The organism is Paraburkholderia sp. GAS199 (assembly GCF_050436585.1).
GTDB lineage: Bacteria > Pseudomonadota > Gammaproteobacteria > Burkholderiales > Burkholderiaceae > Paraburkholderia.
Map to the genome: position 1 here is coordinate 62556 of NZ_JBNDMM010000004.1, position 14282 is coordinate 76837.

Consider the following 14282-nt stretch of genomic DNA (forward strand, 5'->3'; position numbering starts at 1 on the left):
GGGGAGAAAATCGGCGTGAAATTTCACATCAACTAACTGATCTGAAAGCAAAAATTGGCTTCCAATAATTTAATCCGCATTCGCGGCGCGCGTCAGCACAATCTGAAGAACGTCGATCTCGACGTACGAACCGGCGAGATGACGGTTGTCACCGGGCCGTCGGGCTCGGGTAAATCGAGTCTCGTGTTCGACACGCTTTACGCGGAAGGGCAGCGGCGCTACGTCGAGACCTTCAGCGCCTACGCACGGCAGTTTCTGGATCGCATGGACCGTCCGCAAGTCGACCGGGTCGACGGCGTGCCGCCCGCTATCGCGATCGACCAGACCAATCCGGTGCGCAGTTCGCGTTCCACCGTCGGCACCATGACGGAACTCAACGATCACCTGAAGCTGCTCTACGCACGCGCAGCCGAGCTGTTCGATCGGCAGACCGCGCGGCAGGTCCGTCATGACACACCGGAAACCATTTACGCCGAGTTGCTCGAACGCGCGGCGCAAGACGACCCGCGGCTGGTCGTCACGTTTCCGGTCGAACTGCCCGAGTCCGCGTCCGAACAGGAAGTGGAGCAGTGGCTGTCGGCCAGCGGCTATACGCGCGTGCAGGCGCAGCGCGAGGTCGATTCGCCCACGGGGCGGCGCAAGCTGCTCGACGTGGTGGCCGACCGTTTCCGGCTGAGTTCGGCGGATAAGCAGCGCGTGGTCGAGGCCATCGAGGCGTCGCTCAAGCGAGGTGGCGGGCGCGTCAATATTTATGTGCTGCCCGCCGCGCCCGAGGCGCCCGAAGCGAAAGAGGCCGAGCCGGAAATCTGGCGTTTTTCCACCGGTTTGCATAGCCCGGAAAGCGATCTGCGGTATGCCGATCCGCAGCCGGCGCTGTTCTCGTTCAACTCGGCCTACGGCGCGTGCGAAGTCTGCCGCGGTTTTGGCCGTGTCATCGGCGTCGATCTCGGGCTCGTCATTCCCGACGCGCGCAAGACGCTGCGCGACGGCGCGATCAAGCCGATGCAAACGCCCGCCTGGAAAGAATGTCAGGACGACCTGATGCGCTATGCGGCGAAAGCCGATATCCGTCGCGGCACGCCCTGGGGCGAGTTGACCGACGCCGAGCGCGACTGGGTCATCAACGGTTCGCCGGACTGGAACGGCAAGTGGCAGACGCATTGGTACGGTGTGAAGCGCTTCTTCGAGTATCTCGAATCGAAAGCGTACAAGATGCATATCCGCGTGCTGCTGTCGAAGTATCGCAGCTACACGCCTTGCGAAACATGCGGCGGCGCGCGCCTGAAAACCGAGTCGCTGCTGTGGCGTCTGGGCAGCAGGCAGAACGCAGACGACGTGCTGGAGCCGGCTAAACGCTTCATGCCGCGCGGTGTCGAGTGGCAACGCGCGCAACTGGAAGCGTTGCCGGGGCTGACGGTGCACGACCTGATGCTGTTGCCGATCGAGCGTATCCGGCGTTTCTTCGACGAAATCAGCCTGCCGAGTGCGCTGCTCGACGACGCGCTCAAACTGCTGCTCGCCGAAGTGCGCACGCGCCTCAAATATCTGTGCGACGTCGGCCTCGGCTATCTCACACTCGACCGCCAGAGCCGCACGCTGTCGGGCGGGGAGGTGCAGCGTATCAACCTCACCACGGCACTCGGCACGTCGCTGACCAAAACGCTATTCGTGCTCGACGAGCCGAGCATCGGGCTGCATCCGCGCGACCTCAACCGGATCGTCGAAGCCATGCATCGTCTGCGCGACGCGGGCAACACACTGGTGGTCGTCGAGCACGACCCATCGGTCATGCTCGCGGCCGACCGGCTGATCGACATGGGGCCGGGTCCCGGCGAGCGCGGCGGCGCCATCATTTACGACGGCGCGCCGGAAGCGATTCGCTCGTCGGGCACGCTCACGGGTGAATATCTCGGCGGCCGCCGCCACGTCGCGGACGCGGCGCACTGGTCGCAGCGTCCCGTCGATGCCGGCACGCCGCGCATCGTGCTCGCGGGCGCGACCGAGCACAACCTGCGCGACGTCACCGTCGAGATTCCGTTGGAACGGCTGGTGGTGGTCACGGGTGTGTCGGGCTCGGGCAAGTCCACGTTGCTGCAAGACGTGCTGTATCCGGCCATGGCGCGGCACTTCGGTCTCGCCACCGAATCCCCCGGCGCGTTCCGCAGCCTGACTGGCGCAGATCAGGTAACGGACGTCGTGTTCGTCGACCAGTCGCCGATCGGCAAAACGGCGCGCTCCAATCCCGCGAGTTACGTGGGCGCGTTCGACGAAATCCGCAAGCTGTTCGCCAAGGCGCCGCTCGCGCAGCAACGCGGCTACGGTCCCGGCATGTTCAGCTTCAACTCGGGCGACGGCCGTTGTCCGACTTGCGGCGGCTCGGGCTTCGAGCACATCGAAATGCAGTTCCTGAGCGACGTCTATCTGCGTTGCCCGGATTGCGACGGACGCCGTTATCGTGCCGAACTGCTCGAAGTGAAAATCGAGCGTGGCGAACCGGCGCGCGCGTTGAGCATTGCCGACGTGCTGGAACTCACTGTGAGCGAGGCCGCGGCCTATTTCTCCAAAGACGCCGAAGTGCTGCGAGTGCTGCAGCCTATCGTCGACGTCGGTCTCGAATACGTGAAGCTCGGTCAGCCGGTGCCCACGTTATCGGGCGGCGAGGCGCAGCGTCTGAAACTCGCCGGCTTCCTCGCGGAAGCGGCGCAGGCGCGCAGCGCGCGCAATTCGAAACAGCCGGTGGCCAAGCGTCTTTTCATGTTCGACGAGCCGACCACCGGGCTGCATTTCGACGACATCGCCAAATTGATGCAGGCGTTTGCCAAGCTGCTGGCGGGCGGTCATTCGCTGATCGTGATCGAACACAATCTCGACGTGATCCGCGCGGCCGACTGGATCATCGACCTCGGCCCCGAAGGCGGTGACGGCGGTGGGCGTGTGCTGTGCGCCGGCACGCCGGAACAGGTCAAGCAGTGTGCAGGATCGCATACCGGCGAAGCGCTGCTGCAATACGACCGCGCCATGAACACGGCGCTCGAACCCGAGTCGCAAGGTCTGCCATTGCAGAAAGCCTTGAGCGCGGCGCGTGCGCGCCGAGCCATCGAAGGCGAAGACGTGGTGCGCATCGTCAACGCGCGCGAGCACAATCTGAAATCGCTCGACGTCGATATTCCGCACGGCAAATTCAACGTGATCACGGGCGTGTCCGGTTCGGGCAAGTCCACGCTGGCGTTCGACATCCTGTTTCATGAAGGTCAGCGCCGCTATCTGGAATCGCTCAACGCCTATGCGCGTTCCATCGTGCAGCCGGCAGGGCGTCCCGAGGTCGATGCCGTGTACGGCATTCCGCCGACGGTCGCGATCGAGCAACGCCTGTCACGCGGCGGCCGCAAGAGTACCGTCGCGACCACTTCGGAAGTCTGGCACTTTCTGCGGCTGCTTTATGTGAAGCTGGGTTTGCAGCATTGCATCCACGACGGCACGCCGGTGACATCGCAGAGCACCGAATCCATCGCCGCGCAGTTGTTGCGCGATCACAAGGGCCAGCACGTCGGTTTCCTCGCGCCGCTGGTGGTGAACCGCAAGGGTGTCTATACCGATCTGGCGAAATGGGCGAAGGCACGCGGTAATACCCATTTGCGTGTCGACGGCGAATTTGTGCCGGTGGACCCGTGGCCCAAGCTCGACCGCTTCCGCGAACACACGATCGAGTTGCCGGTGGCGGACCTCGTCGTGTCGGCGAATAACGAAGCCGAACTGCGCGCGGCGCTCGACCAGACGCTGGAAATCGGCAAGGGCGTCATGCATCTGCTCGCGCCGCTCGACGGTCTGCACGACGCGATCAGCGGCGGCAAGGCAACCGCGAAGCTCGGCACCGTCAAGGTGCTGTCGACCAAGCGTGCCTGTCCGATGTGCGGCACGAGTTATCCCGAACTCGATCCCCGCATGTTCTCGTATAACAGCAAGCACGGCTGGTGCACGACCTGCGTGGGCACGGGCCTCGCCCTGACGCGCGAGCAACGCGCAGCTTACGACGACACGATCGTGGTCGAAGACAATCGCGGCCGCGAACAGAGTTTGCCGTCCGAGGAGCAGGAGCCGGAAGGTCTCGCCGATGAACCGTGTCCGGATTGCGCCGGTACGCGTCTGAATCCCACGGCGCGCGCGGTCACGTTCAACGCGCAGGCCATCGTCGATGTGGCGCAATGGACCGTCTCCGATACGCGCAAGTGGATCGAGACGTTGAAAATGAGCGGCCGCGACGCGGAAATCGCACGCGACGTGGTGAGCGAAATCGGCAGCCGTTTGCAGTTCCTGGAAGAAGTCGGCCTGGGTTATCTGAGTCTGGATCGCGCGGCCCCGAGTCTCTCGGGCGGCGAAGCTCAGCGCATCCGGCTGGCGGCACAACTCGGCAGCAATCTGCAAGGCGTCTGTTACGTGCTGGACGAGCCCACCATCGGTTTGCATCCGCGCGACAACCAGATCCTGCTCAATGCATTGCGCAAGCTCGGCGAGAAGGGCAACACGCTGGTGGTGGTCGAGCACGACGAAGACACCATCCGCCGCGCCGACCACATCATCGACATCGGGCCGGGCGCGGGCAAGCGCGGCGGCACGCTGATCGCGCAAGGCAGCGTGGCCGACCTGTCCGCGCAACCGGATTCGCTCACGGGCCAGTTCCTGGCTTCGCCGATCGTGCATCCGCTGCAAGCGCGCCGCAAAGTCGTGGCGCCGGGCAAACGCGCGGCCGCCGTGCCGGAAAACTGGCTGACGGTGCACGGTGGCAATCTGCACAATCTGCGCAACGTGACGGTCGGCATTCCTTTATCGCGGCTCGTCGCCGTGACCGGCGTGAGCGGCTCGGGCAAATCCACGCTGGCGCGTGATGTGTTGATGGCGAATCTGCTGGACGCAGTGGGGCGCTCGGTGCTGTCGTCGCCGGCCACGCGGCGCGCGCGCGCGGCGGCGGAAGAAAAGCCGGCGGCGAACCGTCGTTCGAGTGTACTGGCGCGCACCGCGCCGCGTGCACCGCTCAACGTCACGCATGCATGGCAGGGCTGCGAGTCGATCACCGGTTGGGAGACCATCGACCGCGTGCTCGAAGTGGACCAGACGCCGATCGGCAAAACGCCGCGCTCGTGTCCGGCAACTTATATCGGCGTGTGGGACGCGATCCGCAAGTTGTTCGCCGGTACGCTCGAAGCGCGTGCGCGTGGGTACACGGCGTCGCGCTTCTCGTTCAATACCGGCGAAGGACGTTGCCCCGCGTGTGAAGGGCAAGGCGTGCGAACCATCGGCATGAGCTTCCTGCCCGACGTCAAGGTGCCGTGCGACGTGTGTCACGGGCAGCGCTTCAATCCGGAAACGCTCGCGGTCACCTGGCGCGGCAAGAATATCGGCGACGTGCTCACCATGGAGATCGACGAAGCCGTGGAGTTCTTCGCGCCCATCTCCAACATCGCGCATCCTTTGCAATTGATGAAAGATGTCGGCCTCGGCTATCTCACGCTGGGTCAGCCGTCGCCTACGCTGTCCGGTGGCGAAGCACAGCGCATCAAACTGGTCACCGAATTGAGCAAGGTGCGCGACGACATCACACGTCGTGGTCAGAAGCCGCCGCACACGCTCTATGTGCTCGACGAGCCCACGGTCGGTTTGCACATGGCCGACGTCGCTAAATTGATACGCGTACTGCATCGTCTCGCGGACGGCGGCCATAGTGTCGTCGTCATCGAACACGATCTGGATGTGATCGCCGAAGCCGACTGGATCATCGACCTGGGTCCCGAAGGTGGTGTAGGAGGCGGCTCGATCGTCGCGGCTACCCATCCCGAAGGACTCGTGCAGGTGCGAGCAAGTCACACTGGCGCCGCATTGAAACCGGTACTCGCGCGCACTGAAAATGTTCGCGTTGCACCAGTCGAAGCAAATGAAGGCACCAATGGATAGCATGCGCGAATAAATCATTCACCATTAAAAGGCACGGCCTGCATTGCAATGAAGCAATGCAGGCCGTTTGCATTTCCGCTATTCGAATTGTTTAGCGACTTATAGCGAATTTGTTTAGTTCTCCATGTTCTGGCCATGCGTGCCTTATGAACAACACAGGCGCAATCTAGAGCGAAACATCTAATAGGAGAGGGCGTTCGAAATAAGTATGTTTTGATCAAAAAAAGTTTGACGCCCGTTTTTGTTTTGATATTGTCCTCATCCATTACGCGCTCTTACAACGATTAGCGCGCGGCCGGCGAGACATGCCGCGCTCTGTCATCGGGGCGCGCTCTACAGTCTTTGGGCCTTCCACGTCGATTCGAAAAGACAGTGACCACTTTGGTGGCCACGGCTTTCGCTCGCGTCGAAGTTCTCGCCGTCGTAGAGCGGTGCAGATGCGGTGCTGGTCTGCGTCGCTCGCGAGCGCCGTTCATTTCATACAAGTCTCTCTCGAGGTACTTCGCGCCGGATGAAACAATATTTGCTTATATCAAACAAATTTTGACTACACGATTCTGTCTTGCTATGTTTCCGCCACCCGATAACAAGGAACAAGCCGCGGTTGCAACGCGGGCCATAGGTAGAAAGATTCGCGCATTGCGCCACAGGCTCAAGCGCACGTTGGAAGACACGGCAACGGCAGCTGGCATTTCGAAGCCGTTTCTGTCGCAGGTGGAACGTGGACAGGCCGCACCGTCGATCACTTCTCTCGTCGGCATTGCGCGCGCATTGGGTGTGACAGTGCAGTACTTCGTCGACACGCCGACTGAAGCCGGTTCGGTCTGTCGAGGCAACGAGTTGAAGTACTTTGGATTTGCCGATTCGACCAACCTGTTCGGCAGGCTGACGAATCTGTCGGACAGCAGGAAGCTGGAAGCGATTCTCGTGAAGATGCCGGCGGGCCAGCAGCCCTCGGAAGTCACGACGCATGCCGGCGAAGAATTTTTGTACGTGATGAGCGGGGAGATTTCCCTCACGCTCGAAGGTACGACCTTTGTGTTGCAAGCGGGTGACACCGCGCATTACGAGTCGACGGTTCCACACGCGTGGGCCAACACCGCAGGTGAAGAGACTGTGCTTGTCTGGGTCGGTACGCCGAGATTGTTCTAGACAGATAGACGCATAGACACAGCGAAAGTTGCAAAGCAATCAGTAAATAAACATTAGGTGTACATAGCATCGATCTTTGCGTTGCTGCAGAGAAGCGCTTGATGGAAGTCGCATGCCGGTGAGTGTCGCAATCGATCCGGTGTGAAATGGTTTCGAAAGAAACTCTCTGGTTTATTGCAAGAAATTAGGACTGCTTTTTTATAAAGCCGGATTGCCCGTGCACGCCCGGATCGTTTATGCGTGATTTGAACGGAAAGGCATTAATGCACGGATACGGGGCAAGTCTGGCAATACGTGGTGCGTCGTGTTTGTAAATCGAGCGGAGAAGTTCACAAGACTTTTCTTTGCACAACAGGGTGTGGGTCTTACTGACGAGTGAGAAGGGGAAAATGAAACAAAGGGCATTGGCGTTGGCCATCAAAAGAATACTTTGGGCAGAACTCGCGTTGTCGGCCGCTATTGCCGCGCCGGTTTTCGCACAAAGCCCGCCGGCCACGACCGGTAGTTCCGCATCGACGTCCGAAGCGACGCCGGCCGCCACGTCCACGACGCCGGCCGCCGGTGCAGCGGACGCGGGCAGCGTGACGAAGCTTCAGCGCGTGGAAGTGACGGGCTCGCTGATCCGCACGTCGGACAAGGTGGGCAACACGGAAGTGCAGACCATCACGCCAAAGGAAATCGAGCAGAGCGGCTACACGACCGTGGCTGACTTCCTGCGCGGCACGTCGGCGAACTCGGGCAGCAGCTGGAGCCAATCGACCATGAACAGCTCGGCCCAAGGCGGCGGCGGTATCGCGCTGCGCGGTCTGAGCGAGAAGTACACGCTGGTGCTGGTGGACGGACAACGGGTGGCGAACTACGGCAAGGCGGTGAACTTCACCGACACCTTCTTCGACGTCAACTCGATCCCGTTGAATATGGTCGATCACATCGACATCGTGAAGACCGGCGCGGTTTCCGTGTACGGTTCCGATGCGATCGCGGGCGTGGTCAACATCATCACGAAGAAAAATTTCCAGGGCTTGCAGATCGACGGCCAGCTCGGCAAGGCGCAGCATCCCGGCGACGCGCAAGGCAACTTCGGCGTACTCGGCGGCTTCGGCGATCTGAACGCCGACCGCTTCAACATTACGGCCGCAGCCAGCTATTACCGCGACAGCGGTTCGTCGCTCGCCGACCGCTCGATGACGGCCGGCCAGGACTTCAGCCAGTTCCCGGGCGGTCTCGCGGGTCCGCTGGGTCCGAACCAGCAGTCGTACTGGACCGCGCCGGACGGCACCAAGACCGCGCTCAGCCCGTGTCCTCCGGGCAGCGTGTCGGCCGACGGCGGTGCGGAGTGCAAGTCAAATCCGGCTAGCCAGACCTCGCTGATTCCTTCGACGACGCGCCTGAACGCGAAGGTGCACGGCACCTTCAAGATCAACGACGACGTGCAGGCCTACGGCGACTTGTGGGTGAGCCGCAACGAGACCCTGCAGAACGAAGGTCCCGCTTCGCTGAGCAGCACGACCAACGCGTTCAATCCGCTGACGGGCTCGGCATTGCCGATCAACCGCACGGTGTCGGCGGCCAATCCGTACAACCCGTTCGGCGTGGCGGCGCCGATCAACTACACGTTCCCGAACACGGTGTCGGCGGATACGGTATCGACTTTCTGGCGCGCGTCGACCGGCGTGAAGGGTTCGTACACCACGGCGAAGTTCGGTGACTGGGACTGGTCCGCGGACTACGGCCACTCGCAGAGCACGGTCGACACCACGTACAAGAACATCCTGAACGTGGCGGGTGTCGAGAACATCCTGCAAAACGGCGTGTTCGATTTCTCGAACCCGTCGGCCACGCCGAACGGTTTGAACGGCGTGTTCCAGAACGACTACGAGCAGGCCATCTCCAAGCTCGACAGCGTGACGGCGAAAACCTCCACGGGCAATCTGTTCAACCTGCCCGGCGGTCCGGTCGGTCTCGGCTTCGGTACGGAATTCCGTCACGAGAGCAACCTGATCAACTCGCGCACCTACAGCGCGCAGGGCATCACCGCGCCGGCCAACGTGCAGACCGTGGACGGCGAGCGCAACGTGGCGGCCGTGTACTACCAGGTCGACATTCCGATCATCCGCAACCTGACGTTCACGCAAGCCGGCCGTTACGACCACTACAGCGATTTCGGCGGCGCGTTCTCGCCGAGCTTCGCCCTGCGTTTCCAGCCGGTCCAGGCGCTGACGACGTTCGCGTCGTATAGCCGTGGCTTCCGCGCGCCGACGCTGGTGGAGAACTCGCAGGCCACGTATCTGGCGCACCAGAATCTGGTGGATCCGAACGATCCGAGCGGCACGCCGACCAAGCGCTTCACGACCGAGCAGGTCAACGGCAATCCGAATCTGCAGCCCGAGCACACCAAGAACTACAACATCGGCTTCCAGCTTTCACCGGATTCGTCGTCGGATATCGGCGCGGCGTTCTACAAGATTCACATCGACGGCGTGATCGGCACCAACGATCCGAACGCGGTGCTGGACGCCAACGATCCGTCGTCGGTGGTCCGCAATCCGGACGGCACCGTTGCCTACCTGAAGGAGCAGTTCATCAACCTCGGCTCGCTGGACACCGACGGTTTCGACATGAACTTCCGCAAGTCGGTCGGCACGAAATACGGCACGTTCACGCTGGCAGGCGACTGGGCCTACGTGTGGCACTTCAAGCTGAACAGCCCGGGTGCGCCGACGCAGGACTTCGCCGGCAACAACCTCGCGCTGCTGCAGCCGTTCGGTGCAAGTAATCCGCGCTGGAAGGGCAACACGAGCCTGAGCTGGGACTACCGCAAGCTGACCACGACGCTGACCTGGCAATACACCGGTCCGTACACCAATGCAGTGGCAACGGAATTCGGCGACGGCGGCACGCTGTCGGTGGCCTCGTATAGCCAGTTCAATCTCGTCGCCACGTATCGCGGCTTCAAGAACTGGACGATCTACGGCGGCATCAACAACCTGTTCGACCGCAAGCCGCCGTTCGACGTCGAGTGGCAAGCCACGCCGGACATCACGGGTTACGACCAGTCGCTCTATACCAACATCGGCCGCTTCTTCCAGGTCGGTGCCACGTATCGCTTCTGATGTCGTGATGTCGTGATGTCGTGACATGCCGCTGTTGGTGATTTACCCGCAGTCTGTTTAGTCGGTCGGCCGCTCCGGCTTCCGGTATCCGAAACCGGAGCGGCTCAACTTTGTTAGAGACGTACTTTGGAGTTCCCCGTGCTCAATACCCTTATCAACTATTCAGTTCAATCGATGGGCCTGATTCCGCTTCTGGCCTTCATCTTCCTGCTGGGCATCTCGATCATCGTCGAGCGCTTCATGTTCTTCTCGCGAGCGGTCAAGGCGGGCAAGACGCTCGAACATGATCTGAAGATGGTCGAGCCGGCCAATCTCTCCGACGCGCAGAAGGTTGCCGAGCACTACAAGCAGACCGTGCAGGGCGAGCTCGTCAAGAGCGCGCTGAAAGTGCAGGGCAAGCCGGAAGCGGTGGTGGAGCGCGAGCTCGAAGAAACCATCATGTTCCAGATGCCGCGCCTCGACCGCAATCTGTGGATTCTCGATACGGCCGTGACGCTCGGTCCGCTGCTGGGTCTGCTCGGCACGATCATCGGCATGGTGGAGTCGTTCAACGTGCTCGGCACGAGCGGCACCGCGAACCCGAACGGCGTGACCGGCGGTATCGGCCATGCACTCACGGCTACAGCCTGCGGCCTGACCATCGCGATCATCTGCGTGATCTTCCTGAATTACTTCAACAAGCGCATCCGCATGACGGTCAACCAGTTCGACCTCATCAAGTCGCTGCTCGTGTCGCGGTTCGCCGCCTGATAACCGCTTCGAAGGAGAAGGATCATGCGTAACCATCGCAGCCATTACCTGGGCGCGGAAGAGAAGGCGCGCATCGAGATCATTCCGATGATCGACATCATGATGTTCCTGCTGGTGTTCTTCATGCTCGCCACGCTGAAGATGATTCAGGGCGCGGGCATCAAGCTCGATCTGCCGCAATCGAGCACGGCCGAACAGTTGCAGCAGACCGTGAAGGTGTCGATCGGCGTCACCAAGACCGACGAGATCTATCTGGACGCCAAGCCCGTCACCGCGACCGAACTCACCGCGCACCTGCAGGGGCTCGTGCATGATTCGAAGAAGGTGGACGTGGCGATCGCCGGCGACGAAGGCACCAGCTACAAGAACATCGTGAAGGTGATGGATCTGGTGCGCGCGGCGGGCATCAGCTCGGTTGCACTGGCGACCAATCCGACGACATGAGCTCTCCGGTACTCGACATGAAAGACCCGCAAAGTCGCCTGAACGGCGCACTCTGGGCATCGTCCACGCCGGCGCATCATGGCCGCATGTCCATGAAGACGGCCGTCGGGATCGCGATCGTGGTCGAGCTGCTGATCGTCGCCGGACTGTCGCAGGTGAGCTTCAAACAGCCGCCGCCGCCCGAGCGCAAAGTGATGCAGGTGGAGATGGCGCCCCCGCCGCCGCCTCCGCCGCCACCCGAGGTGAAGAAGCTCGAGCCGCCGCCCGCGCCGAAGCCGGACAAGCCGGTGCCGAAGCAGGTCCAGCCGAAACCGCTGCCGACGCCCAAGCCGCCGCCAGCCGTGCCGTCGCCCACGCCGAAAGCGGCCAATATCGCGCCGGCCGCGAATCCGAACGCGAACGCGCCGGCGCTCGCCACCGAAAACGCGGCGCCGGGTCCGGCGACCGCGGCAGCCGCGCCGGCACAGCCTGCGCCGCCGCCCGCGCTGCATGGCGTGGTGGACGGTCGCGGCCACTGTCAGGCCGTGCAGCCGCAGATTCCGCGGCGCGCGTTGCAGGACGGCATCTCGGCCACGGTGATCGCGCATCTGACCATCGGCACGGACGGCAGCGTGAGCGACGTGAAGATCGTGCGCGTGACGCCGCCGACCTCGGTGTTCAACGAAGCCGTCACCACGGCGGCCAAGGCGTATCGTTGCGAGAAGAACGCGGAGCCGTACGTGGGCGAAGTGGCGTTTTCGTTCAAGACCGCACCGAGCGACGACGACCAGTAAGCGCGTCGACGGGCGCGGCGGCCAGCGCGGCAGTGTCGCGCTCGTGGCGGCGCTCGTCGATGCTCATGTGGTTGCGCTGATGGCAAGGAACGCGAGCGGCGGCACGGCCTGCCGCTCGCGCCGATTTCGACGTACCGTGCGCCGGCTTGCCGCCGGCGCGCGTCTTCCCGCATTTCGACGATGAGACTTGTGAAGTTTCGCTGGCCGCGCGCCGCTCGGACGAACGCGCGCGTGTCCGCTCCGTTGCCGGTTTCGGCCTTGCGCGCCATACCGTTGCTGGCGTTGGCGGCTGGAGCGAGCCTCGCTTTCACGGCGCTGCCCGTGCAGGCACGGCCGTCCATCTCGCAGTACGACGAGCCCAAATATCCCGCGAATTTCACGCATTTCGATTACGCGGATCCCACGGCGCCCACCGACGGCTCGCTCAGTTTTCAGAACTTCGATGAACTGCAGAGCTACGATTCGCTCAACCCGTTTCTGGTGCGCGGCGCGCCCGCGCCGGACGTCAAGCATCTGATGTTCGATACGCTGATGCAGCGCAGCTGGGACGAACTGGCCAGCGAATATCCGTTGATCGCGGACGACGTGGAAGTCGCACCAGACCTGAGTTCGGCGACGTTCCACATCAATCCGGCTGCGCGCTTTTCGAACGGCGATCCGATCACGGCGGCCGACGTCAAGTATTCCTTCGACACGCTTGCCAGCGCGCAGGCCTCGCCGGTCTACAACGCCGAGTTTTCGGTCATCAGGCGTGCCGTGGTGGTCGACCGATCGACGGTACGTTTCGAGTTCAAACATGCGGAACGCGACGCGCCGCTGATCGCCGGCGACCTGCCGGTTTTCTCGCCGAAGTGGGGCATGCGCGCCGACGGCACGCGCGCGCCGTTCGATCAGATCGCGACGCAGGCGCCGATTGCGAGCGGCCCGTATCTGGTCGAATCGCGCAAGAACGACAAGCAGATCACGTATCGGCGCAATCCTGACTACTGGGCCGAGAATCTGCCGTCGCGGCGCGGCATGTACCGCTTCGCGAGCATCACGTTCAAGCTGTATCACGATCACTACACGCAGCTCGAAGCGTTCAAGGCGGGCGACGCGGACGTGATCGTCGAGTACAGCGCCACGCAGTGGGCGCGCAAATACGTCGGCAAGAACTTCGATAACGGCCTGCTCAAAAAAGGCAATTTCGCGGATGGTCCCGCGCAGATGCAGGGCCTGTTGATGAACCTGCGCAAGCCGATGTTCCAGGACGCGCGCGTGCGTCACGCGCTCACCATGGCGTTCGACTACGACTGGATGAACCGCATGATGTTCTATGGCCAGTACCGCCGCACCAACAGTTATTTCGACGCCAGCCCGTTCGGCGCGAAAGGCATGCCGGGGCCAAAGGAACTCGCGCTGCTCGAACCGTATCGCGACAGCCTGCCGGCGGAGGTGTTCGGTCCGATGCTCAAGCAGCCCGATACGATCGCGCCGAACTCGCTGCGCGGCAATCTGCGCATCGCGCGCGATCTGCTGGCGCAAGCTGGCTGGACCTATCGCGACGGCGCACTGCGCGACGCGAACGGCACGCCCATGACCATCGAGATCATCGACGACCAGCCCGGCATGGACCGTCTGATCCTGCCGTACATGCAGGCGCTCGGCACGCTGGGGATTCAGGCGCATATGCGCGAGATCGACAGCGCGTTGTACGAGAAGCGCATGGACAACTTCGAGTACGACATGACCACCTTCATCTATCCGCCGGTGACGATTCCCGGTGCGGAGCTGGAGCGCCGCTTCGGCAGCGCGGCCGCGTCACAGGTCGGCTCGGAGAACTATCCCGGTATCCGCTCGAAAGCCGTCGATTCGCTGATTCACGCCGCGCTCGCCGCCGGCACCATCGACGATCTGCAGGCGGCCACGCGCGCGCTCGATCGCGTGCTGATCAACTCGTTCTATCTCGTGCCGGAGTACTACGCGCCGGGCGCGCGCATCGGCTACAAGACCACGCTCGGCTTTCCCGACATCGTGCCGACGTCGTATCAGTACGAGGACTGGGTCATCAGCTACTGGTACGCGAAGCCGTCTGCGAAGACCGTTGCGACCGCGGCCCACTGAG

At 62.5% G+C, this 14282-nt stretch carries 8 protein-coding genes; 7 read left to right on the forward strand and 1 reads right to left on the reverse strand.

The window, feature by feature from the left end; all coding sequences use genetic code 11:
• Positions 1 to 54 precede the first annotated feature (54 nt).
• Complete coding sequence (gene uvrA, locus P3T18_RS17275) at positions 55 to 5946, forward strand: excinuclease ABC subunit UvrA (protein WP_429301184.1); 5892 nt, start codon at positions 55 to 57, stop codon at positions 5944 to 5946.
• Positions 5947 to 6513: 567 nt separating this feature from the next.
• A complete protein-coding gene (locus P3T18_RS17280) occupies positions 6514 to 7098 on the forward strand; it encodes a helix-turn-helix domain-containing protein (protein ID WP_429301582.1) in 585 nt (194 codons plus the stop codon).
• A gap of 184 nt (positions 7099 to 7282) precedes the next feature.
• On the opposite strand, the gene P3T18_RS17285 is transcribed toward P3T18_RS17280, so the two are convergent.
• Positions 7283 to 7645 carry a hypothetical protein gene (locus P3T18_RS17285; RefSeq protein ID WP_429301185.1) on the reverse strand — a complete coding sequence of 121 codons (363 nt, stop codon included), beginning with the start codon at positions 7643 to 7645 and terminating at the stop codon, positions 7283 to 7285.
• Between the two features lie 34 nt (positions 7646 to 7679).
• Between P3T18_RS17285 and P3T18_RS17290 the strand changes: the two genes are divergently transcribed.
• The 5 genes from P3T18_RS17290 (at position 7680) to P3T18_RS17310 (ending at position 14281) form a co-directional block, all read left to right on the forward strand.
• Complete coding sequence (locus tag P3T18_RS17290) at positions 7680 to 10211, forward strand: TonB-dependent receptor (protein ID WP_429301186.1); 2532 nt, start codon at positions 7680 to 7682, stop codon at positions 10209 to 10211.
• Positions 10212 to 10349: 138 nt separating this feature from the next.
• A complete protein-coding gene (locus P3T18_RS17295; RefSeq protein WP_429301187.1) occupies positions 10350 to 10961 on the forward strand; it encodes a MotA/TolQ/ExbB proton channel family protein in 612 nt (203 codons plus the stop codon).
• A 24-nt stretch (positions 10962 to 10985) separates the two neighbouring features.
• Entirely contained in the window at positions 10986 to 11405 is a 420-nt protein-coding gene (locus P3T18_RS17300; RefSeq protein WP_429301188.1) for an ExbD/TolR family protein, read from the forward strand.
• On the forward strand, positions 11402 to 12178 hold the full coding sequence (locus P3T18_RS17305; protein WP_429301189.1) for an energy transducer TonB: 777 nt from the start codon (positions 11402 to 11404) through the stop codon (positions 12176 to 12178). The genes P3T18_RS17300 and P3T18_RS17305 overlap by 4 nt, the downstream gene beginning before the upstream one ends.
• 180 nt (positions 12179 to 12358) lie before the next feature.
• Entirely contained in the window at positions 12359 to 14281 is a 1923-nt protein-coding gene (locus P3T18_RS17310; protein ID WP_429301190.1) for an extracellular solute-binding protein, read from the forward strand.
• The last annotated feature ends 1 nt before the right edge of the window (position 14282 follow it).